Raw genomic sequence first — 23,905 nt, 5'->3', positions numbered from 1 at the left:
TTAAACCTTCCAATAAAAATATATACTATCTAGATAGATATTATACAACAGTACAAAAATTAGTACAATATTGTTTTGAGTAATATTACAAAACATATAAAAGCTTCACTATTTAGAAATGCTCTTAATTAAAGCATGTTTTAAATGTGAAGCTTTCTTGATGCCTGGGAAATTGTGGCGTTTCCTATACCGCAATTTCTCATGACAACAATCAGGATTGTAAAATTGTATGTGATTTTAGCTTATGGAAGCATTGTTGAGCCCATAAGGAATTTGTCGCACTCCCTTGCAGCTCCTCTGCCTTCATTAATAGCCCAGACAACGAGACTCTGGCCTCTTCTCATATCACCGGCAGTAAATACTCCTTTAATGTTGGTTTCAAACTTGCCATATTCAGCCTTGGCATTTGAACGCTGGTCCTTCTCAACTCCAATTGAATTTAAAACAGTTTCTTCCGGACCTAAAAATCCCATCGCTAGAAGTACAAGGTCAGCAGCCCAAACCTTTTCGGTTCCTGAAATCTCCACAGGAATGAAACGGCCGCTGTCATCTTTCTTCCATTCAACCTTTACTGTATGAACTTCTTTTACATTGCCATTATCATCAGACACCATTTTCTTGGTTGTTATACAGTACTCACGAGGATCTTTTCCGTACAGTGCTATGGCTTCTTCCTGACCGTAATCAACCTTAAGCACCTTGGGCCATTCGGGCCATGGATTACTAGGCTGTCTTTCCTTTGGAGGTTCCGGCATTATTTCAAACTGAACTACGTTTTTGCAGCCATGGCGTATTGAAGTAGCAACGCAATCAGTACCTGTATCACCGCCACCTATTATAATAACATTTTTATCTTTGGCAGAAATGTAATTACCGTCTTCCAATTTTGAATCAAGAAGGCTTTTTGTGTTAGCACGCAAAAATTCCATTGCAAAGTGAACTCCATTACACTTGCGTCCCTCAACAGGTAGATCTCGTGGGTTGGTTGCACCGCCGCACAAAACAACTGCATCAAAATCCTTTAATAGTTTGTCTCCGGGGTAATTTACACCAACTTCTGTATTGGTTAAAAAATTTATGCCTTCAGCTTTCATCAAATCTACACGACGTTGAACTATGCCTTTATCAAGCTTCATATTTGGGATGCCATACATCAGAAGACCGCCTATCCTATCAGCACGTTCAAATACTGTAACCAAATGGCCTGCCTTGTTAAGCTGGTCAGCACATGCAAGTCCTGAAGGTCCGGAACCTACAACAGCAACTTTTTTACCTGTACGCTTTTTAGGCGGGTTTGGTACTATCCAGCCCTCCTTGAATGCACGGTCAATTATTGTACATTCATTATTTTTTATTGTAACCTGAGGGTCGTTTATTCCTACAGTACAAGATCCCTCACAGGGAGCAGGGCAGACACGACCTGTAAATTCCGGGAAGTTATTAGTTTTTAATAATCTTGCAATTGCGTCCTTCCAGCGTCCTCTATATATAAGATCATTCCACTCGGGGATAAGATTGTTTATTGGGCACCCTGAAGCCATACCGTTTAAAAGTAATCCGGTGTGGCAAAAGGGGATGCCGCAATCCATACATCTTGCACCTTGAGTTCGTTGTGCTTCTTCAGGCAGGTGTAGATGAAATTCGTTCCAGTCATTTATTCTTTCAAGAGGACTACGATCAGGGGGTAGTTCTCTTTTATATTCCATAAATCCAGTAGGTTTACCCATAATATTTCCTCCATATATAATCAACTTTAAATTATACCGTCAATTTTAATTTATTAAAATTGAGTAATCTATGCATTTGCCTATCGTAAATCACATAAAATCGCTGTTATTTACTCTGTCAAATGCAAGATTACTAACAATTTTAATTGCCGCCGACTCGAGCTGTATCACGGAAATTGGCTTCAAATGCCGACATAAGAGCATCGTCTCCGGTAAGACCGCTTTCCTGTGCTTTTTTAATAGCAGAAATCATTCGCTTATAGTCTTTAGGAATGATCTTAACAAACTTTGACAGGGAATTGCTCCAATCATCCAGTATGTTCTTGGCATGCTGGCTTCCAGTGTATTCAATATGCTTTTGTATCATCGTCTTAAGCTCAATGATATCTTCAGTATCAACAACTGTTTGAAGCTCAACCATTTCCGTGTTGCATCTCTTTGATGCAAAGTCGCCGTCTATATCATACACATAAGCGACGCCGCCTGACATACCGGCAGCAAAGTTACGGCCTGTTTGGCCAAGGACCACAACTCTTCCTCCGGTCATATATTCGCATCCATGATCTCCTACGCCTTCTACAACTGCATGAACTCCACTGTTACGAACGCAGAAACGTTCGCCTGCTACACCTCTTATATAGGCTTTCCCACTGGTAGCACCATAGAAAGCAACATTACCGATAATTATATTTTCTTCCGGTATAAAAGTTGATTCTTTTGGAGGATAAATAATGAGCTTTCCACCTGAAAGTCCTTTTCCAACATAGTCATTGGAATCACCTTCAAGAAGCATTGTCATACCATTAGGAACAAACGCACCAAAACTTTGGCCGGCAGAACCTTTAAAATTCAGGGTTATGGTGTCTTCAGGAAGACCTTTTCCTCCGTATTTTTTAGTAACTTCACTTCCAACAATTGTACCCACAACACGGTTGATATTCTTAATGGGTATAGTTGCATTAACTTTTTCAGCCTTTTCAAGGGCAGGTTTGCATAGATCCAAAAGAACCTTCTTATCAAGTGTTTTATCGATTTCATGATCCTGTGACATTTGGCAATAGCGACCATACTCAGCTGGTACCTCCGGCTGATAAAGTATGGCGGAATAATCAACACCTTTTGCTTTCCAGTGATCTACTGCATTTAACATCTCAAGTTTATCGGTTCTTCCAATCATTTCATTTATTGTTCTAAAGCCCAATTGAGCCATGATTTCCCGCATTTCCTGTGCTATGAACTGCATGAAATTTACTAAATGCTGTGGATCTCCTTTAAATTTCTTTCTAAGCTCAGGATTTTGTGTTGCAACTCCAACAGGACATGTATCAAGGTTACAAACCCTCATCATAACACAGCCTAATACAACTAATGGAGCTGTTGCAAAGCCGAATTCTTCAGCACCTAAAAGTGCGGCAATAACAACATCACGGCCTGTCATGAGCTTGCCGTCTGTTTCAACAACAACTCTGCTTCTTAAATTATTAAGAAGTAATGTCTGATGGGCTTCCGAAAGTCCAAGCTCCCACGGAAGACCTGCGTGCCTTATGCTGGTCCTTGGTGAAGCTCCGGTTCCGCCGTCATATCCGCTTATCAATATTACATCAGCTCTACCTTTTGCAACCCCTGCTGCAATTGTTCCGACACCTACTTCGGAAACCAGTTTTACATTTATACGGGCATCCTCGTTGGCATTTTTTAAATCATGAATAAGCTCGGCTAAGTCTTCGATAGAGTATATATCATGATGAGGTGGCGGTGAAATAAGACCGACACCGGGGGTTGAATGCCTTGTGTGTGCAACCCAGGGGTATACCTTACGTCCTGGCAGCTGACCGCCTTCTCCAGGCTTTGCTCCCTGTGCCATCTTTATCTGTATTTCTTTTGCATTAACCAAATATTCACTTGTAACGCCGAACCTTCCTGATGCAACCTGTTTTATGGCACTGCATTTGGAATCTCCGTTTTCCATAGGCTTAAATCTTGAAACATCTTCTCCGCCTTCGCCGGTATTACTTTTACCGCCTATCCTGTTCATGGCGATAGCCATTGCTTCGTGGGCTTCCTGGCTTATTGAACCATAAGACATGGCACCGGTTTTAAAGCGTTTGCATATTGATTCCACAGATTCAACCTCTTCTATAGGAACAGGTGTAATTGAAGGTTTGAATTCCATTAAGCCTCTTAAGGTACAGAGTTTTTGACTCTGAATATTCAATAATTTTGAATATTCCTTAAATGATGAATAATCACCTGTACGGCAAGCTTTTTGCAATGTATAAATGGTTTCGGGATTATACATGTGATATTCACCGTTTTTACGCCATTGATACTGACCTTCACTTTCCAATACATATTCATCAACTACACGTTCAGAAAAGGCTGTTTTATGGCGAAGTGCAGCTTCTGCTGCAATTTCTTCCAGTCCTATACCTTCTATTCTTGAAGGGGTCCAGGTAAAGTATTTGTCCACAACTTCCTTTTTAATACCAATAGACTCGAATATCTGGGCACCCTGATAGCTCTGGATAGTAGATATACCCATTTTTGACAATACTTTAACTACACCTTTAGTCAAAGACTTAATGTATTTTTTAACAGCTGATTTATGGTCTGTATTTTTTATCATATCCTGACCAATCATATCATCAATTGTTTCAAATGCCAGGTATGGGTTAATAGCAGATGCACCATAGCCCAACAATAAAGCAATATGATGGACTTCCCTGGGTTCACCGGACTCAAGAACTATACTGAGCTGTGTTCTTGTAGCCTTGCGTATAAGGTGGTGATGAAGTCCTGACACCGCTAAGAGTGCAGGAATTGGTGCATAGTTTCTATCTAAACCTCTATCTGATAGTATAAGGATATTTGCACCTTGGCTAAAGGCCTTATCAGCTTCTGCGAAAAGAGCATCCATAGCTTTTTTAAGACCCTGACCTCCTTCAGAAACCTTAAATAATATTGGGAGTGTAACTGCTTTAAATCCAGGTTCTTTTATGCTACGCAGCTTTTCCAGTTCATGATTATCAATTACAGGAGTTTTAAGCTTTAATTGATGACAGCTTTCAGGAGTAGGATCTACCAGATTTCCCTCAGAACCCATATAGGTTTCTGTACCTGTAACTATTTCCTCACGCAAAGCATCTATAGGTGGATTTGTTACCTGTGCAAACAACTGCTTGAAGTAGTTATATAGAAGCTGAGGTTTATCGGATAATACAGCTAATGGGGTGTCTATACCCATGGCTCCAATAGGCTCAACTCCATCCTTTGCCATTGGCAAAAGAACTGTACGAAGATCTTCGTAGCTGTATCCAAAAGCTTTCTGACGCTGTAATACAGTTTCATGATCAGGTTCAATAACTGATTTAGGCTCAGGAAGCTCTTCCAATGTCACAAGGTTTTTATCAAGCCACTCTCTGTATGGCTTTTCATTGACGATTTTTTCCTTTAACTCAGCATCATTTATTATTTTACCGGCTTCCATGTCAATAAGAAGCATTCTTCCGGGGTGTAGACGTTCTTTGGCAATAACCTTTTCAGGAGGAATTTCCAAAACACCCACTTCAGATGATAAAATCACCATATCATCTTTTGTTATATAATATCTTGCTGGTCTTAAACCATTTCTATCAAGTACAGCACCTACCATTTTACCATCTGTAAAGGAGATGGCAGCAGGACCGTCCCAAGGCTCAATAAGACATGAATGATATTCATAAAAAGCTTTTTTCTTATCGTCCATACTTTCATTTTTTGACCATGGTTCAGGTATCATCATCATTACAGCATGAGGAATGGAACGCCCTGAAAGTGTAAGAAACTCAAGACAGTTGTCAAATATGGCAGAGTCACTGCCATCCTCATTTACTATTGGGAATATTTTTGATATGTCATCGCCGAATTTATCAGTTTTTATCACCGATTGTCTTGCATTCATCCAGTTGACATTTCCTCTTAATGTATTAATTTCTCCGTTATGCATTATATAGCGATTTGGGTGAGCCCTTTCCCAGCTAGGAAATGTATTTGTACTGTAACGTGAGTGAACAAGTGCCATTGCTGTATCCACGCTATCGCTGCTAAGATCTTTATAAAACTCTCCAACCTGCTGTGCGGTAAGCATACCCTTATAAACAATAGTTCTGCAGGATAAGCTTGCTATATAGAAAAATTCATTATTGTCCTTTTGGGCATATCGTATACTTTTCTCGGCAAGTTTTCTAATTACATAAAGCTTTCTTTCAAAATCCAGGTCATCTTTCAAATCGGAGCTCTTACCAATGAATACCTGACGTATAAACGGCATGCATGCTTTTGCAGAACTTCCGAGTGTAGAATCATCGGTTGGAACTGTTCTCCAACCTAATAAAGTCTGACCTTCGGACCTTATTATTTCTTCCATCTTTTTCTCACACATATCACGTTGATCCGCATCAGGCGGTAAAAATATCATTCCGACGCCATAGCTTCCATACTCGGGAAGGTCTATTCCCGATAATAATAATTCATTTTTTAAAAAGGTATGAGGTATCTGTATCAAAATACCAGCCCCGTCGCCAGTATTAGGTTCGGAACCTGAGCCACCACGATGTGTCAGGTTATTGAGTATAGTTAAGGCCTGACCAACAATTTTGTTGGATCTTTTACCCTTAACATTTACTACAAATCCAATACCACAAGCATCTTTTTCATACAGAGGGTCATATAAACCCTGCTTTGGAGGTAAACCATTCTTCTTAATCATCCTAAAGCAACCTTTCTAAATTTATTAATATATTAAATTTACTTTAGCTATAAAAACCGATTAATTTTTATAATTCATCCTCAGTTCATCAGTTATTTTTAGAACTCGCTTAAAGTAAACATTAATATTACTAAGTTTAATTTAATCTAATAAATACTTGATTAAATACTTGATTAAATTTGCAATTCAAATATTAAAATGCTGCAAAAATATCTTAGTTAACTCATTATAACACTTAAATTCCGTGGGTACAATAGTTTTAAAACAAAAAAATGAAAGTTAAAAAGCTGATTCTTGCAAAAAAGTTTGAGGTAAGAAATGTATGTTTTATAGTGCTGTATTTACTTTGAATTATAATTATAGTATTATTAAATTATGCCCATGAATGCTTTTTAGCTACTTTTTTAGTGATTTCTGGAGCAGCAAATCTGGAGGAATTGACAATTTATTATTCAAGGTGATTTATGAAAAAAAGAATTATAGCTCTCCTAAAAATATCAATATGTACTATAATTATTATATTTCTTAACTCTATATGTGTTAATAGTGCAGGGTGGTCCTACCAGCCTGATATTGCAGGTGCACGTATTAGATCTTCTCCCGTTGATGAGGGGATTGCAAGCGATTGTTTTGATGGAGATATAAATACATATGCACGTACAGCTAAAGTGAATCCTGCCTGGGTTCAAATAGAATATCCTGAAAGAGTTGAAATTAGTAATGCAAAAGTATCGTTAGGAAAGCCAGGTTATTATGATACTGTATACGATTGGTGGCTTGAATGTGCTGACAGCCAGGTTGATATGGATAACAAGACAAATTCCTATAGATTGGTGATATCTAAAAAAAGCACTACAATAGACAGTATATGGGATGAGATGGAGTTATCTACACCTGTGACTAGGAAAATATGGAGGTTTACCCTGAAAGCAATTGGCGAGGATTCAGTACAGATACCTGAGCTGCAATTATGGTCTGATTATCAGGGGATAAACCTGGATTTGATGAGTTTTATAAAATCTAAAGACATAAAAGTGCAGGTTGATAATGTTATAAATAACAATGTTAATGCTGCCTTTGATGGGAACCCAACCACATTTTTCGCTGGGAAAAGTAATCCTACAAATGTGGTTGTTGATATGGGTGATCTATCAGTGATGATAAATAGAATCAGATTTTTTGTTGGTAAGGATAAAGGGAGTCACGAGACGGACAGGCTTGTTTTGGAAGCAGCTGATTCTATTAATGACCTAAACTCCAAGTCCGGAACATATAAGCTGGTCTATGCAAAAGGAATGGATCTGGATTTTGAAAGCCATGCAAATATAATACTTTCAATACCTGTGAAAAAACGATTCTGGAGGTTTCATGTAAGCAGGGTAGATTCCAAGCAGCCTCCAAATATATCACAGATTGAGCTTTGGGCAGACAAGAGGTACTGTGATTATCCGCCTTCTTCACCTGCACATCTCAATATAACAGAAAGAAAAGAAAATTATTGTGTTTTGGAGTGGTCAAGTATAAAGGATGCTACCGGTAATGTTATTTATCAAGTATTTAGGGATAATAAACTTATTGGAACTACATCTGCCTGCAAGTTTAAAGATATTGGATTAAACCCTCAGAAATCATATTTATACAATATTAAGGCATATAACATACTTAGAAAGTTATCTGAGCGGAGCCCTTCAGCGGAGGCTATGTCGGTTGCTGTTCAAACTGAAGTGATATCTGTGACTATAGCACCGACAGAAATAGGTGGCATAATTACAACACCTATACAAACAACTGATGACGTAGTTGCGGTTACTGATAGAAGTCAAGCTTTTAGCACAATGGAGACAAAGCCGACTGCTATAGTTCAGAAAGGAAATAATGATAAAGAAAGTGAAAGCGAAGTTTCACAAAGTGGAATTACATTAAAGACAAAAATTATATTATCTATATTCGTTGTAATTATAGCATTTCTTGGATGGTTTATAATGGCTACAATCAAAATGAAGAAGAAGATACATATTAACCAGAAAAAGCGTGAAGCTGAGCTTGATACTATAAAACAGCTTCTGATGGAAGAAAAGACCGACCATGTTATTGATCTGCTGGAAAAGAAAGACAATGGCAGAAAGTAAATTTCAAAATTAATATGAAATGACAAAAAGACCGGTCAAAATAGCCGGTCTGGAAAAATACCCCTTAATCATTCTTAGTTATGATCAAAAATAACTAAGTTATATTTCAATCATGATTTGCTTAATCGTCAAAAATCATATCGCGAATGAACTTAACTTTTATCTTCTTGCTTTTCAATTCTTTAGCAAGAAGCAGATAATCAACATTTTCAGGATTTTCTATAAACTCCTTCAACTCTGCGTTCTTTATGTGATCTAAAGGACTTTTTTTGTGATCATCATAAACACGATAAGGGTCAATGAGTTGTGCCCTTCTTAAGTCATCTGGGTTATTCCTGCGATAAAAGAACGATCTGTCGACACCTGAATAGTTTGCTAAAATATCAACCAAAATAGGGGAAGGACTTTCATCATTTCCTTTCTCCATATCTTCATAGATTGAAGGATCTATTTTTCTATTTGTTTTTAAGAAAATATCATCGGTAATATCCTTATAAGACTTACTACCTCTTATCATCTTAAGGTTTGATCCTTCAAAACTTAAATTAGTGTCTTTCTTGATATAACCGATTTCCTTTAACAGTTCCTCCAGAGTCATATTTAAAGCACGTGCTATCTTATCCAATGACTCTACAGTTGGAACGATTTCCTTCCCTGTTCTTGGATCTGTTTCTTCAAGATTTTTAATATAAGTATGACTAAGGCCGCATTTTTCTGAAAATTCTCTCAGTGAGAAACCGGCACTTTGCCTTCTGGTTTTAATCAAGTTACTTAAATGACCCATCTAATCACTCCAGAAATTATTAATACTATTGCATTTTTATGTTATATAAATCACAATATATTATACAAAAAGAAATTGAATTAGCAAATAGTATTTTCAAATTTTATTAATTATTATTGCTATAATTATATTATAGTATTGTAAATCCCGGTTAACAATAGTTCTTTTTAAAAAAATAAAAAAATATATCAAATTTCAAAAAGAAACATTAAAATTGCTTATTATATTGATACCCAACTGTTCAACATTTATAACATTTAAATACTATTTTAGATTATTAATTTCTTGATGTCTAGGAAATCATGATGTATTCCGTGCCACAATTTTCTGTTACAACAATCAAGGTTGCAAAATTACTTCATGATTTGTATAATGCTTTAGGATATTGTGGTAAAATTGTTTGGAAGTTATGCTTTTAGTATATTAAATAAATTTATGTAAAACATAAAAGTGGAGGATAAAATGAAAAAGGTAATATTGGTTCGAGTTGGGGAAATAATTTTAAAGGGCTTAAACAGACCTGTGTTTGAAGAAAAACTTGTGAACAATATAAAAAAATCTATTGGAAGCTTGGGTAAAATAGCAGTAATAAGGTCCCAAGCTAGAATATATGTTGAGCCAGTGGAAGATGAATATGATTATAATTATAATGAAGCTATAGATAGACTTACAAGGGTATTCGGTATTGTTTCAGTGAGTCCTGTATTAAAGATTGAATCGGATTTTAATGTAATTAAGGAACAATCAGCTAAAATGGTTAAAAACCTTATAGAAAAAAAGTGTTACAGTTCGTTTAAAGTAGAGGCAAAAAGAGGAAATAAGAAGTTCCCTATGCAATCACCGGAAATAAGCAGGGAATTAGGCTCCCATATCTGGGAAAATAATCAGCAGTTAAAGGTTGATGTAAACAATCCGGATTTTATTTTTTATGTGGAAGTTCGTGAGTCTACATATATATATTCTGAGATTATTCCTGCAAACGGGGGTATGCCCATCGGAACTAACGGGAAGGCTATGCTGCTCCTATCGGGGGGGATTGATAGTCCGGTTGCTGGCTGGATGATAGCAAAACGTGGAGTTGAAATAGAAGCTGTACATTTTTACAGTTATCCGTATACTAGTGAGAGGGCTAAGGATAAAGTTATTGAATTGGCAAAAATTCTTGCATCATACTGCGGACAGATAAAATTACACATTGTTCCTTTTACAGATATACAATTGGAAATTAACGATAAATGTCCTGAGGATGAGTTGACTATAATTATGAGAAGGGTCATGATGGAGATTGCAGAGAAAATAGCAGAATCTGTGGGGGCTATGGCACTTATTACCGGAGAAAGTGTTGGGCAGGTGGCCAGTCAAACAATACAAAGTCTTGCTGTTACAAACATTGTAGTTGATATGCCGGTGTTCAGACCTCTGATAGGTATGGATAAAAATGAGGTTATTGATAGGGCGAGGAAAATTGGAACTTTTGAGACGTCCATACTACCATATGAAGATTGTTGTACAGTATTTGTAGCAAAACATCCTAAAACCAAACCAAGGCTGGAAAAAATACTCAAATCGGAAGAGCTTTTAAATATAGAGAAATTGGTTGAAAAAGCCATAGCTGATACAGAAATTATAAGAATAACAGTATAAATAACTTTGAATTGAATATTTATTATAAGGAGGTTTAATGAAACAGGATATGATGGATGCTGAAAAAAAGTTATAGTAAAAAAGTAAGGATTATTTGGGCAACTGTTGCCGCTGTTATTATATTTATTTCAATTTTTGCAGCAGTTGTTTTAAAAGATAAAACCATATACTTGGGTATCTCAATCGATGGAATTGATGTGTCAGGTCTTGATATCAATACTGCACAAGAGCGGTTAAACGACGCGATTGGTAGAGTGAACCCGGTTAAAAAGGTTGTGCTTGAATATGCGGGCAATGCATGGCAGTATGATTTTGAGGAATTAGGTATAGGTTTTAAAATACAAAATGCTATAGAAGAAGCATATAGCATTGGTAGAAGCGGCAATATATTCTACCGGTTGTATAGTATTATAGCAACAAGGATAAAAAAGCATAATATAATTTCTCAACTGCATTTTGATAGGAACCTGATGATACAAGTTCTAAAGGTTATTAAAAAAGATGTAGACAGACAGGAAATGAATGCGGCAGTAAAATTCCAACAAGGAAAAATTACAATTGTGGGGCATGAAACAGGTAAGAGGTTGGATATAAATAAAAATCTGGATAATTGGACATCCAAATTGGAAGCTAAGAATTTTACATCTCATGAATTAATTGTTGAGGAAGTAGAACCCGAAATAAAAGAAACGGATATAAATCATATCGAAAATATAATAGGAAAGTTTTCAACAAGATTTAATGAAGGAGATGCAAACAGGAGCTATAATATAAAACTTGCTTGCAGTAAAATAAATGGTATACTGTTAATGCCGGGGCAGAATTTTTCTATGAATGAGTCATTAGGTCCGAGAACAGCTGCAAATGGATATAAAGAGGCACCAGTTATTTTTAAAAATGAGCTTGTAAAAGGAACAGGCGGAGGTGTATGTCAGGTAACTACTACACTTTATAACGCAGTACTGCTTTCAAAGCTTAAGGTTTTGGAAAGGACACATCATTCAATGCCTTTAGGGTATGTTGATATGGGGCGGGATGCAACTATAGCTGAAAACTATATTGATTTCAAGTTTAGGAACAGCAGCGGTTATCCTATAGCAATATTTTCATTGGTAAAGGGTAATGTAATCGAAGTTTATATCCTTGGGAAAGATAGGGAAAACGGAATGAAAGTTGTGTTAAAATCACAGGTTGTAGAGAAATATGAACCTCAGGGAGAAGAAGTGGAATATGTAGATGAAATTCCTGAGAATGAGCGTGTAGTGCTGCGAGAACCGAAAACCGGTTACAAAGTTTTATTATACAGAGAGATATATGGGTCTGACGGGGTGCTTTTATTTAGAGAAAAAATATCTGAAGATGTTTATGCACCTGTTAAAGCTAAGGTCAAGGTAGGAAGAGGAATGATATGACATATAGGTGGGGGAAGAATGGAAATAGGAAAAATACCAAATAGCATATTGAAGGAAATTGTATTGGGGAAATTGAACAATAATAGAAAAGAAATACTACTAAGGCCTGGAATTGGAGAAGATTGTTGTGCTGTTGACTTTGGAGAATATGCCTGTGTTCTTACAACAGATCCTATAACCGGTGCTGTAAACCAGGTTGGAAAAATAGCTGTAAATATTGCATGCAACGATATTGCTTCATCCGGAGCGGAGCCTCTAGGACTTCTTATAACATTACTGGCTCCCCCGAAAACGACTGAGCAGGATATAGCGACGATAATGACGGCAATTTGTGATACTGCGAATGCTCTTAATGTGGACATTATAGGCGGCCATACTGAAATTACTGCTGCTGTCAGCCAGGTTGTGATAATCAGCACGGCTGTTGCCAAAATACTTAAGGATAAGTTGGTAACTACGTCGGGTGCAAAACCTGGAGATGATATTATAATGACAAAGTCAGCAGGCATAGAAGGCACTGTAATAATAGCATCAGATCACGAAGATCTTCTTAGGGATAGGATGACAAAAGAGCAGCTAAAAAGGGCAAAGAGCTTTGTCGGTAAATTAAGCGTTGTAAAGGAAGGTATAATTGCCGGCAAATTTGGAGTTAATTCCATGCATGATATTACTGAGGGAGGAATACTGGGAGCTCTTTGGGAAATTGGAGAGGCATCTGGGGTAGGTATGGAAGTATACGAAGATTTGATTCCTGTTGAAAATGAAACTTCTGTTATATGTGATCTGTTGAACTTGAATCCTTTAAAGCTTATTTCAAGTGGAAGCATGGTTATTACATGCGATAACGGAAGAGAACTTATTAGTGAGTTAAATAGAAATGGGATCAATGCAGCCCTAATAGGAAAGATTACAAAGGAAATGAATCGAGTACTGTATGGTCATAATGGAATAGAGGTAATTAATGAACCAGAATCGGATGAGTTGTTTAAAATTATTTAATATTATTTAGAAAAAATTTATATTTAAAAAGAAATATCATGAAATCAAAAGAATTATCATATAAAAGTGGTTGTAAAATTTTAAATACTTATTTATAATAAATATATAAGAAACAGCGAAAGTCCTTAAAGAGTATGATGTGAGTTTAAATTTATCAAAATAATTATGTGATTTTATAGTTTTGCATAGCATATAATAAATATAAGTAGTCAAGAAAATAGTAAGTACATAATTAATGGATGGCAATGTGCCGAAGCAGATGTTTTAATAATAGTATTCCAAGTTAATACGCAGCAGGAAATTACTAAAATAGTAAGAATATTCATAAAAGTAGTTGATTGTTTAAAGTATTTATGTAATAATAATTCTCGGTGCAAAAATGATAATCAGTGCAGTTCTTTTAATAATATTTGTGTGAAGTGTTTAATGCTCTTGCTAAATATTTTTCTAATTATATAAGTACGGTTTATTCTTGTGAAAATGCGAGTATAAATAATATTAATCTTATTTTGTTTTAAATAATTATAAATTAGGATGCCTTATTTTCAAAAGTGTAATTTTTATTAATAAATCAACGATATAGCAGTTTTATTATTGATTTGTGTTTTAAGGGGAAAAGTAAACTTGCCAGGGGGTCTAAAAATTTTCTATCTGACCAGCCTAAGTTTATTCCTGATATCGTTTTTGTGATTTAAATTAATAATTCTAGGTTATGTAATTATTGATAATTTGCTAGTTGTGATATTGTACTGCATCTTATTGAGGTAATAAATTCATTTAATAGATTACCAGTGATTATTTGGGGAGGTCTGACATGATTGATAAGAGCAAAATGAGTATCGATGAGATTCTCTTGGAAAAAGGCCTTCTGAATATCGAGCAGCTTAAAAAAGTTTGGGGTATTCAGAGAGAAACAGGTAAAAAATTGAAGATATACTTTTAGAACTCCAATTAGTCACACAAAGTGATTTGGTAAATGCCAGTGCATCTATGATGGAAATGGAGTTTGTAGATCTTTCGAATTTTGATTTTAGTGATTATAGTGTTCCTACTCTTATCAGTGAAAGTATGGCGACTAGATATTGCATGATACCTATTGAAAAGAATGGCGATACTCTAATTGTAGCAATGAAGGATCCTACAGATATATTTGCGACAGATGATGTTAGACTTACAACAGGCCTTGAAATTAAGCCGGTATTTGCAGATGCAAAGCATATTGAAAATCTCATATCAAAAATATTTGTTAAAAGTATGAGTCAATCAGATGCTGATACGGTTGATCAGATAAATGAAGATACAAACTCTGAAATAGCAGCTACCGCTGCTACAGTTGCTGCTGAAATACCCAACAATCATGATTATGATGGGTTTATGCAGTATAGCAATGATTATACATCAGGTGAAAAAATAGAATATAATTTTGATGACAATGATTCTAATTCCAACAATGCCTCAATGGTAAATAATACAAATGGTAATTTCGGATCAAATTCCGATATAAATAATAGTGAAGTTAAAAATCCGACATTTATAGATAATGATAGCGAGTATAAGCCGTCATTATTTAAAGAAAGACTTGGCAAGCAGCTTGTCAGAGCTGGTGTTATAACTCAGGCACAGCTTGATAGTGCTTTGGATATTCAGACTAGGACAGGAAGTAGACTTGGAGAAATTCTTGCAAAAGAAGGGTTTATAAAGAAGAAGGTCCTTTACGAATTCCTTGAAAAGCAGATGGGTATACCTCATGTTGATCTGGAAAATGCCGATATACCTGGAGATATAGTTGCGATTGTTGATGAAAATATTGCAAGAAGGCACAAATTGGTTCCTGTTGAAAAAGATAATAATCTCCTTAAGGTTGCAATGAGTGACCCTATGAATATATTTTCTGTGGACGATCTCAGGCTTGTTACCGGTATGGAAATAATACCTTTATTAGCGGATGAAGAGCAGATTGTCACAATATTAAACGGTTACTATGAAAAAGTAGCAAAATCTGTTCCAGCGACACAGGATAAGAAAACCGATGTAAAAGAACCACAGAAAGTTGCATTGGATCTTGAAGAAGAAATAAAAAAGGTTAATGAAGAAATAAATGTTGAAATAAATGAAGAACATGAGCAAGAGGATGACATCATTGAGATAAGCGACGTTGATAATGCACCAATAGTGCGTATGGTTAACATAGTATTCAATAAAGCTGTTGCAAGCCATGCCAGTGATATTCACATAGAACCATACGAAGACTGCGTTATGATAAGGTTCAGGGTAGATGGTCAGCTTTTGGAAATAATGAAATATGACAAAAAAGTACTTCCATCCCTTGTTGCCAGAATAAAAATCATTAGCGGCCTTAACATTGCGGAAAAGCGTGTTCCCCAGGATGGAAGAATCTCGATGAAAATTGATAATTCCGCATATGATATGCGTGTATCTGTTCTTCCTACTATGTTTGGTGAAAAGATCGTTATAAGAATTGCAGATAAAGAAGGTTTTAATGTAACTAAAAAAGATCTTGGTTTCTTTGATGATGATTTGGAAAAATTCGATAGCATTTTATCACATCCCCATGGGGTTGTGCTTGTAACGGGTCCTACAGGAAGTGGTAAATCCACAACATTATATACAGCATTAAAGGAATTGTGCAAGCCGAATGTTAATATAATGACAGTAGAGGATCCGGTAGAATCAACCGTTAGAGGTGTTAATCAGGTTCAGGTTAATGTTAAAGCGGGTCTTACATTTGCGGCAGCTTTAAGATCGTTCTTAAGACAGGACCCCGACATCATAATGGTAGGAGAAATTCGTGACGGTGAAACAGCCGAAATTGCAATTAGAGCAGCTATAACAGGTCACCTTGTTTTAAGTACACTCCATACCAATGATGCACCTAGTACCGTTACAAGATTGATAGATATGGGAATAGAACCATTCCTTGCATCATCTTCCGTTGTTGGTATAATAGCACAGAGACTTGTAAGAAGGTTATGTCCTAAATGTAAGGAAGAATATACTCCTACATTAAGCGATAGGCAAGGCTTAGAGATAGGGGAAGATGAGGATGTAAAGATCTATACCAAGAAGGGTTGCCCGAATTGCAACAACACCGGGTATAGAGGAAGAATTGCCATATATGAAATAATGACTATAAATAGTGAAATTAGGGATCTTGTAGCTAAGAATGTTACCTCAGATACAATAAAAGCCGCAGCTATAAAAAGCGGAATGAAGACATTGAGAGCAAACTGTGCAAGACTTGTATTATCGGGTGTTACAACAGTGGATGAAATGGTCCGTGTTACTTATTCTAAAGAGTAGAATGTGAGGATGAGAAGAGATGAACCTGAATTATTTGCTACAACAGACAGTTATAAACAATGCATCTGACCTTCATTTATGTACCGGAGTATCACCGGTTATAAGAATACATGGAGATCTGATTTATCTAAATGAGCCTGTGTTGACGGCTCAGGACTGTGAAAGAATGGCTAAGCAGTGTCTTTCTAGTGATTTGTTTAATAGTCTCGCAGAGACAGGTGAGGTGGATGCATCATATTCTCTCCCTGGCATAGCAAGATTCAGGATAAATATATTCAGGCAAAGAGGCAGTTATGCGATAGCTGCAAGAACAATTCCAACTGAAATCCCTAAAATTGAGGATCTGGGTTTGCCTGAAATAACTGCCGAACTGGCAATGAAGCAAAGAGGGCTTGTATTACTTACAGGACCTACAGGAAGCGGTAAATCAACAACGCTTGCTGCAATGATAGATTATATTAACAATAGAAAAAAATGTCATATAATTACCATAGAGGATCCTATAGAATTTTTACATAAGCACAATAGAAGTATTATCAACCAAAGAGAAATTGGCGGTGATACAAAAACTTATTCAAATGCAATGAGAGCTGTATTAAGAGAAGACCCTGACGTTATACTCATAGGTGAGATGCGTGACCAGGAGACAATATCTACGGCACTTACTGCAGCAGAAACAGGCCATCTTGTGTTATCAACATTACATACAGTAGGTTCAGCAAAAACCATCGACAGAATAATTGACGTTTTTCCGCCATATCAGCAGTCTCAGGTGAGAAGTCAGCTTTCAACGGTACTAATGGGTATCATATCACAGCAGCTTATAAAAAGAGCTGACGGAAGAGGACGTTTGCTTGCTACTGAAGTAATGATATGGACTCCTGCAATAGCCAACCTGATACGTGAGTCACGTACACCGCAAATCAATACCTGTATTCATACCGGATCACAGTTCGGAATGCACTCAATGGACTCATGTGTTGCAAATCTTTATAGATCAAAACTCATAGATTTTGAAAGTGCTTGTCAGTATGCACTTGATATAGATAATTTGAAAAAACTGCTCTCAACATAATTATTTCGAATTTAATCGGTTTAGATGGCTTTTTATAATAAAACATGATATAATATATGTTATTATGATGTAATTTAAGGCAAATAGCAGTAAAGCTCTTCTAAATCTGATTTATATAATGAGGTGCATAAGATGGCATTGCAATTATTCTCCAGTGATTTTATGACTATTGATATAGGATTCAGGTACATTAAAATAATCCAACTCAGAAAAAAGAAAAATAATGATTTGATGGTAATCAACTATGGCATTGGTGATACGCCAAAGGGGTGTATTAAGAATGGGGCAATTAAGGATAAGGCTAGAGTTGTTTCTGAGATCAAAAGGGTTATTGATGAGCACGATTTAAGTGCAAAAGAGGCTAAGATAGTAGTGTCTGGAACCAATATCATAACAAGAATAATTATGGTTGATAAGGTTGAAGAAAAAGAAGTTGACAAAAAGGTATGGTCTGAAATACACAACTTTCTACCTATTAAGTTTGATGAGCACCGTGTGGATTACAAGTTGCTTGATGTCATAAATGATAATGGCAAGGAAAAAATGAGGGTATTTGTAACTGCGGTAGCTAAGAACATAATTGACAGCTATATAGAGATTTTGAAGGATCTCAAGTTGAAGCCGGTTTCAGTTGACATTCCGGCAAACAGCATATCAAAATTTTTTCAAAAGGATATTGAGTTTAAAGAAACTGATATATTATCAAGAAAACAAAGGTTTCCTAAAACTACAACAAATACTGTAGCAGTTATCGATCTAGGATCTGAAACCACAATAGTTAATATTCTAAAAAATAAAATTCCAGAATTCAATAGAGTTGTGCTTTTAGGAAGCAGCAATATAGATCAGGTTATCATAGACCAACTGTCTTTGAATGTAAAAGATACCGATAAGGCAGAAAGATATAAAAAGATGTATGGAATGGTAGCCTTCAGAGATCCAAATAATGATTTGGAATGGCAGTGCAGTGAATGTGCCAAAAAGATAATTGGTGAAATAACAAAGAATATAAAAATGTGTTTTAATTTTTATATAGATAGATGTGCCGGAGAGCAAATAAGCAAAATATTCCTTGTTGGTGGAGGTTCAAAGCTAAAGGGCATAAGAGAGTATTTCGAGGAAGCCTTCGGAGTACCCACATATCCAATAAATTATGTTGATGTCAGAGGAATTGAGTTTGCTCCAGAGCTAAACATTGAAAAGATAAATTACCTAATAAATGCCATAGGGATAGCATTATAAATAAGAAATCAGTTTGGGGGTTCAGTAAATGCCGTTATATACTTATCGGGTAAAAAATGAATCGGGTAAGATTTTCACTGGTGAGGCCAAAGTTGAAAGAGAATCGGACCTTACATCGATGCTTATTGAAAGAGGCTATTCAGTAGTTGAGATAAAGGAAAAAAATGCTTTTACCGATATAACTCAGATAAAAATATTTCAGAAGAGAATAACTATAAAGGATTTATCAATTTTTGCAAGACAATTTGCCATAATTCTTGAAGCAGGAATACCAATTGCAGCGTGTTTAGATATATTAAAAGAGCAAACTACAAACCCTACATTGAAAAGGGTGATAACTGATATAGGTGATGATATAAAGAAGGGTATCTCATTATCGTCTTCCATGAAAAAGCAGACAGATATATTTCCAGGGTTATTTGTTACTATGGTCGAAGCCGGAGAAGTTAGCGGTCAGTTGGACAAGGTTTTCAACAGACTGGCAGAGCAGATGGAAAAGCAATATAAATTAAATCAGAAGTTGAAGAGTGCAATGACATATCCTATCATAGTTATCTCTATAGCAGTTATAGTTGTAATAATACTAATGGCCTTTGTTGTTCCTTCGTTTACATCAGCATTAGGTGATTTTGGGGTTGAAATGCCAATATTTACGAAGATCTTAATTGCTGTAAGTGGATTTTTTCAGGCATTTTGGTGGGCTGTATTTCTAGCAATTGGTGGTTTGGTTGTATTCATAAGGCAGTATATAAAAACTCCAAATGGTAAAAGATTTTTTGGGAGTCTTTCAATTAAACTGCCGATAATAAAAATTGTTGTAAAAAATACAATAACAGCTAGATTTACAAGAACTCTAGGAACTCTTATATCTAGTGGAGTAATGCTAATACAATCCATGGAAGTAGTTCAGAATGTTATAGGCAATGCAGCAATAGCTGAGGCATTTGAAGAAGTTATAGCTGAAATTAAGAAGGGCAGAGGGTTAAGTCAGCCTCTCGCATCTATGAAGTTCTTCCCGCCCATGGTAATGTCGATGATTAAAGTCGGAGAAGAGTCTGGAGACCTTGATTTTTCATTAAATAAATGTGCTGATTTCTACGACGAAGAAGTTGAGGTTTCATTGAAAATGCTGACTGATTTTATTAATCCGGCCATAATAATGGTATTGGCAGTGTTAGTAGGATTTATCGTATTAAGTGTTCTTTACCCAATGCTTTCAATATATCAGGGTTTAGAATAAATTGTTGGGATCAAAAAGTGTCCATAAATAAACCAGAGTGAAGGGGGTGGACGATAAACAATGCTTAGTGGTTTATCGGAAGGGCAAAGTAAAAAAATTAACCAAAAAATCAGAGGGGGAAAAGTTATGAAAAAAATGTTAAAGAGTAAAAAAGGTTTCTCATTAATCGAGCTTTTGATAGTTGTTGCTATATTGGCAATACTTGCTGCAATCAGCATCAACTTATTCGGTGGTGTTTTAGGTAAGCAGAAAGAAAAGTCAGACAAAGCTGCATGCAGTTATTTGCAAACAGCAATTCAGACATACATAGCAGAAACAGATGATGTTGGTCTAACAGATAGTGAAATTAAAAAAGATACTGTAGAAAATTTAATGGATAGCTTCACAAAGGTTATAACCTACACTACTGATGATGGGGTTGATAAGAAATTTGGACCTTATCTTAATGCAAAGCAAGCAAAATTGAGTCAAAAAGATGTTTGGTTTGAAGTTGCTGTAGACACTGATACTGGTGCAGTTACAGTAGGTTTAACAAAAAATGCAACTCCTGCAAATAGAATCCATGTTACAGCCGGTGCTAAATTATTATATCCAATATCTTCAGCTGCTGCAGCTACATCAACTTGATAAAATGTTCATCCGACCCGGTCAATTGGCCGGGTTGGATAATTGTAAAGAGGTGATTAAATCATGATAAATCTTAAAAAAACAAAAAAGGTTTAACCCTCGTGGAAGTATTGATTTATACTGCTTTGCTTGGGATTATTTTGCCTGTTATGTCATCCATATTATTGTATGGCTTTGACACATATAAATCAAACTATAATTATATAAGGCAAGAGGACATGGTATCTAATGTATCTAACTTGCTTAGAAAAGATATTGAAGCTTCAAAAATAATAAAGATTATTTCTGATAAAGAATTGCAATTAACGTTTCCTGATGGAAAAAGTAAGACTTGGAAATTTGGTTCTGATAACACTCTAAAAGTAGGTACTACGATAGTTGCTAAAGATATCGATTCATCCAGCTGTAAGTTTGAAAAGAGGGTTCCAAGTGCACCCACTCCAAATTGGGAGAACAAAATTTTAGTAGATGAAGGGTATGTTGTATTGACAATAAAGCCAATTGAGACCAACAGTAAAAAGTTCACCAACAGAAATTTTTCAAAGCCGATAATTACAGAGTTTTCTGTTAGATATAAAGAAATCCAATAGAATGGACAAGGGGGAAATATTGTGAAAGATATTAATTTATTGCCCGAAGATATAAGAAATCCTCAAGAGCCTGTTAAGGTTGAAAGGCAAGGGGTATCGAAAGTAAAAGTTGTTACACTTATAGTTGCAATATTGGCTTTAGTTGGGGTATCATTAGTTCTACCTAAGGTCTATATAATAATGCAAAATACAAGGCTTGATATGATAAATGAAAATATTGAAAGTGAGAAGTATAATGAAGTAAAAGCAGTTAATACAGACATTGTTTCTATTAAAAGTGAAATATCAAAAAAGAATAATATAGTGTTAGATATTGATAGTAAGAATATATTAGTTGGGCAGATAGTAAGTTTTATTGGAAATTCTGTTCCTAAAGGGTGCTCCCTTAAAACAATAAAATTTACTGAAGGAAGTTTGAATGTTGAGGGCTATTCAATGGATCCAATTCAGGCAACAGAATTTCTGTCTTATATTTCTAGAATAGAATCCGTAATGGTTAATAATTCTTCAGTTGAGCTTAAGGATGGAAAGTACGAATTTAAATATGAACTAACTATTACGAGAAAGGGCGGAAAGTAAAATGACAATCGGTAAAAAAGAAATCAGGCTTATTATTGTCCTTGGATTGCTTGTATATGGGTTTTTATTTTATACCATTTTTGTGAACAACTATATTCCTGAAATAAATGATGTTAATGCTCAGTTATCAGAGGCAAAAGAAAAAGAACGTGCACTGGAGAGAGACTTGGAGAATATAGAGCAAAAGAAAAGCGAATTAAAATCGAAAAAGGTAGTTAGTGAAAGAATTGGTAATTATGTCCCTGATGTTAGTGGCATGTTTGATTGTATATCTTATATGATAAAGCTACAGAAGTTAATGGGAAATAAATTAAAAGATGTAAAGATAAATCAGCCTGAGGTTGTTAATGTATCAGTAAGCAGCAATGATAATAGTTCAACAAACAATGTTGAACAGGTTAATGCAGGAGGAAGCGATACAGGCTTAGATGATACTACTACACCTTCTACAAATACGCAAGGAGGAAGCAAATATTACTCTGTTGCTGTTGATTTTAAATCAGACCTTGCATACAATGAAATTTGGGAGCTACTTTCATTTATAGAAGGTGGATCAAGAAGGGTTAAGGTAGCAGAGTTCATTATTGATCAACCCAAAGATGATAAAGCCAATACTACTAATAAGACAGCTCCAGCTGTTGGCCAGGTAGGTGGCATAGTCCCTGTAGGTCAGATATATAGTGTTACAGGAAAAATAAAGATTTATGCTCAGGATATTGAAGAAGCTAATAAAATATTTAGCTCAAGTAAAAATAGATTTAACAAATACAATGAGAGTTCAGGTTTGATATTTACTGTACCATCGAATACAGGAACTACAAATAATGGTACTGCTGTTAGAAATAATAACAGCAGTACTTCTTCACAAAATAGCACAGCAACAAATACAGTTCTAGAGCCTGATTTCATCCTTAAGCAATCAGGATATTATACAGCTGGGGAGAATTTCCAAGTATTAGGAACGGACAAATCCAGAGAAGTTTTCATGTATAAGACTTCAGGAAGAACTGATGTTCAGCTTGCTTTGACAGAAAGTAGATACACTATGACTGTTACTTATGCTGTAGGAAAGAGCAAGACAATTTCTGGAAGTATCCCTAACAGAGATCTTAATGCAGATCTAAAAGTAGATGTTGGTGACTTAAAAGAAAGTGAAAAAATAAAAGTAAATTATAAAATTGTTAATAACTCATCTCATAAACTTCATTTGAGTGTTTTTGATCCAGGTGGCAGAGTAAAGGTGATAGATAGATCCGGTTCCATAATTACTGGGAAAAGTCAGAAAGAAAAAGTAAGTATAAATTAAGGGTGATTTGTTATGGGAGAATTATTAAAGAGAAAAAAAGGACTTACAATTGTTGAGTTAATTATTGCAATAACATTATTTGCAATAATTACTGTGCCTCTTATGGCGGGGTTTGCAAATGTAGCTATGATAAATAAGCTAACTAAAAATCAGATAGAAATTAATGCTGCTGCGAATCAAGTTCAGCAGGAGGTTATTGATAGTGTTAAGAAGAATTCTTCAGTCACCTTAGAAAGTGGAAGTGGTAATATTCGAGGAGCCACTTTATTAAAGGGAATAAAAGTTGGTGAAGGAAAAAGTAATTTTATTTATGATTCTGAATATAAGGGTGTTACTGGTGTTAATGGGTCTACTCAGGAGTATCTTATAACCTTATATAAAAAAAAGGGAGCAAATTTCCAGGTTGTAGAAAAGTTTAATGTCCAGGTGAATGTTGATTAGTTTGAAATAGAAATGTTAAGAATTAATTGAGTTAGTGGGGTG

At 35.6% G+C, this 23,905-nt stretch carries 16 protein-coding genes and 1 pseudogene; 14 read left to right on the top strand and 3 right to left on the bottom strand.

Features of this window, described 5'->3' with window-relative positions:
- Nucleotides 1-242 precede the first annotated feature (242 nt).
- Both Bccel_RS16745 and gltB read right to left on the bottom strand, forming a co-directional pair.
- Nucleotides 243-1,727, bottom strand: coding sequence for a glutamate synthase subunit beta (locus Bccel_RS16745; RefSeq protein ID WP_036944657.1), 1,485 nt, complete (start codon nt 1,725-1,727; stop codon nt 243-245).
- A 142-nt stretch (nt 1,728-1,869) separates the two neighbouring features.
- Entirely contained in the window at nt 1,870-6,474 is a 4,605-nt protein-coding gene (gltB, locus tag Bccel_RS16740) for a glutamate synthase large subunit (RefSeq protein WP_036944658.1), read from the bottom strand.
- Between the two features lie 464 nt (nt 6,475-6,938).
- Between gltB and Bccel_RS16735 the strand changes: the two genes are divergently transcribed.
- Complete coding sequence (locus tag Bccel_RS16735) at nt 6,939-8,603, top strand: fibronectin type III domain-containing protein (protein ID WP_036944659.1); 1,665 nt, start codon at nt 6,939-6,941, stop codon at nt 8,601-8,603.
- 121 nt (nt 8,604-8,724) lie between these two features.
- Here the strand turns inward: Bccel_RS16735 and Bccel_RS16730 are convergent, their stop codons facing one another.
- Nucleotides 8,725-9,387 carry a helix-turn-helix domain-containing protein gene (locus tag Bccel_RS16730; RefSeq protein WP_050753573.1) on the bottom strand — a complete coding sequence of 221 codons (663 nt, stop codon included), beginning with the start codon at nt 9,385-9,387 and terminating at the stop codon, nt 8,725-8,727.
- A 462-nt stretch (nt 9,388-9,849) separates the two neighbouring features.
- On the opposite strand from Bccel_RS16730, the gene thiI reads away from it, so the two are divergent.
- The 13 genes and pseudogenes from thiI to Bccel_RS16670 all read left to right on the top strand — a co-directional run bounded on the left by thiI (nt 9,850) and on the right by Bccel_RS16670 (nt 23,863).
- Nucleotides 9,850-11,031: a tRNA uracil 4-sulfurtransferase ThiI gene (thiI, locus tag Bccel_RS16725; RefSeq protein WP_036944661.1), complete on the top strand. Its 1,182-nt coding sequence runs from the start codon at nt 9,850-9,852 to the stop codon at nt 11,029-11,031.
- Nucleotides 11,032-11,087: 56 nt separating this feature from the next.
- A complete protein-coding gene (locus Bccel_RS16720; protein WP_036944662.1) occupies nt 11,088-12,443 on the top strand; it encodes a VanW family protein in 1,356 nt (451 codons plus the stop codon).
- An 18-nt stretch (nt 12,444-12,461) separates the two neighbouring features.
- The gene (locus tag Bccel_RS16715) at nt 12,462-13,442 is read left to right on the top strand and encodes an AIR synthase family protein (protein WP_036944664.1); all 981 of its coding nucleotides are present in this window, start codon (nt 12,462-12,464) and stop codon (nt 13,440-13,442) included.
- A gap of 814 nt (nt 13,443-14,256) precedes the next feature.
- Nucleotides 14,257-14,385, top strand: a complete 129-nt coding sequence (locus tag Bccel_RS32150; RefSeq protein WP_276326225.1) for a hypothetical protein — start codon at nt 14,257-14,259, stop codon at nt 14,383-14,385.
- 26 nt (nt 14,386-14,411) lie between these two features.
- A complete protein-coding gene (locus tag Bccel_RS16710; protein WP_242857025.1) occupies nt 14,412-16,763 on the top strand; it encodes a GspE/PulE family protein in 2,352 nt (783 codons plus the stop codon).
- A 19-nt stretch (nt 16,764-16,782) separates the two neighbouring features.
- A complete protein-coding gene (locus tag Bccel_RS16705) occupies nt 16,783-17,838 on the top strand; it encodes a type IV pilus twitching motility protein PilT (protein WP_036944666.1) in 1,056 nt (351 codons plus the stop codon).
- A gap of 132 nt (nt 17,839-17,970) precedes the next feature.
- The gene (gene pilM / locus Bccel_RS16700; RefSeq protein WP_036944668.1) at nt 17,971-19,080 is read left to right on the top strand and encodes a type IV pilus assembly protein PilM; all 1,110 of its coding nucleotides are present in this window, start codon (nt 17,971-17,973) and stop codon (nt 19,078-19,080) included.
- Nucleotides 19,081-19,108: 28 nt separating this feature from the next.
- Complete coding sequence (locus Bccel_RS16695; protein WP_036944669.1) at nt 19,109-20,320, top strand: type II secretion system F family protein; 1,212 nt, start codon at nt 19,109-19,111, stop codon at nt 20,318-20,320.
- 126 nt (nt 20,321-20,446) lie between these two features.
- Nucleotides 20,447-20,947 carry a type II secretion system protein gene (locus Bccel_RS16690; protein ID WP_160317742.1) on the top strand — a complete coding sequence of 167 codons (501 nt, stop codon included), beginning with the start codon at nt 20,447-20,449 and terminating at the stop codon, nt 20,945-20,947.
- 83 nt (nt 20,948-21,030) lie between these two features.
- Nucleotides 21,031-21,537, top strand: a pseudogene (locus tag Bccel_RS16685) (PulJ/GspJ family protein); the annotation flags it as partial.
- A gap of 21 nt (nt 21,538-21,558) precedes the next feature.
- Nucleotides 21,559-22,116 (top strand): PilN domain-containing protein, encoded by a 558-nt coding sequence (locus tag Bccel_RS16680; RefSeq protein WP_036944672.1) that lies wholly within the window; start codon nt 21,559-21,561, stop codon nt 22,114-22,116.
- 1 nt (nt 22,117) lies between these two features.
- Entirely contained in the window at nt 22,118-23,422 is a 1,305-nt protein-coding gene (locus tag Bccel_RS16675; RefSeq protein WP_036944673.1) for a hypothetical protein, read from the top strand.
- Between the two features lie 12 nt (nt 23,423-23,434).
- On the top strand, nt 23,435-23,863 hold the full coding sequence (locus Bccel_RS16670) for a PulJ/GspJ family protein (RefSeq protein WP_036944674.1): 429 nt from the start codon (nt 23,435-23,437) through the stop codon (nt 23,861-23,863).
- The last annotated feature ends 42 nt before the right edge of the window (nt 23,864-23,905 follow it).

The organism is Pseudobacteroides cellulosolvens ATCC 35603 = DSM 2933, assembly GCF_001262605.1.
GTDB lineage: Bacteria > Bacillota > Clostridia > Acetivibrionales > DSM-2933 > Pseudobacteroides > Pseudobacteroides cellulosolvens.
This window is presented reverse-complemented; position numbering and strand designations above follow the sequence as displayed.

What these genes read in the sequence shown, in the direction of transcription:
- Bccel_RS16745 (WP_036944657.1), bottom strand. Translation starts at nt 1,727, where the DNA reads ATGGGTAAACCTACTGGATTTATGGAATATAAAAGAGAACTACCCCCT.
- gltB (WP_036944658.1), bottom strand. Translation starts at nt 6,474, where the DNA reads ATGATTAAGAAGAATGGTTTACCTCCAAAGCAGGGTTTATATGACCCT.
- Bccel_RS16735 (WP_036944659.1), top strand. Translation starts at nt 6,939, where the DNA reads ATGAAAAAAAGAATTATAGCTCTCCTAAAAATATCAATATGTACTATA.
- Bccel_RS16730 (WP_050753573.1), bottom strand. Translation starts at nt 9,387, where the DNA reads ATGGGTCATTTAAGTAACTTGATTAAAACCAGAAGGCAAAGTGCCGGT.
- thiI (WP_036944661.1), top strand. Translation starts at nt 9,850, where the DNA reads ATGAAAAAGGTAATATTGGTTCGAGTTGGGGAAATAATTTTAAAGGGC.
- Bccel_RS16720 (WP_036944662.1), top strand. Translation starts at nt 11,088, where the DNA reads ATGCTGAAAAAAAGTTATAGTAAAAAAGTAAGGATTATTTGGGCAACT.
- Bccel_RS16715 (WP_036944664.1), top strand. Translation starts at nt 12,462, where the DNA reads ATGGAAATAGGAAAAATACCAAATAGCATATTGAAGGAAATTGTATTG.
- Bccel_RS32150 (WP_276326225.1), top strand. Translation starts at nt 14,257, where the DNA reads ATGATTGATAAGAGCAAAATGAGTATCGATGAGATTCTCTTGGAAAAA.
- Bccel_RS16705 (WP_036944666.1), top strand. Translation starts at nt 16,783, where the DNA reads ATGAACCTGAATTATTTGCTACAACAGACAGTTATAAACAATGCATCT.
- pilM (WP_036944668.1), top strand. Translation starts at nt 17,971, where the DNA reads ATGGCATTGCAATTATTCTCCAGTGATTTTATGACTATTGATATAGGA.
- Bccel_RS16695 (WP_036944669.1), top strand. Translation starts at nt 19,109, where the DNA reads ATGCCGTTATATACTTATCGGGTAAAAAATGAATCGGGTAAGATTTTC.
- Bccel_RS16690 (WP_160317742.1), top strand. Translation starts at nt 20,447, where the DNA reads ATGAAAAAAATGTTAAAGAGTAAAAAAGGTTTCTCATTAATCGAGCTT.
- Bccel_RS16675 (WP_036944673.1), top strand. Translation starts at nt 22,118, where the DNA reads ATGACAATCGGTAAAAAAGAAATCAGGCTTATTATTGTCCTTGGATTG.
- Bccel_RS16670 (WP_036944674.1), top strand. Translation starts at nt 23,435, where the DNA reads ATGGGAGAATTATTAAAGAGAAAAAAAGGACTTACAATTGTTGAGTTA.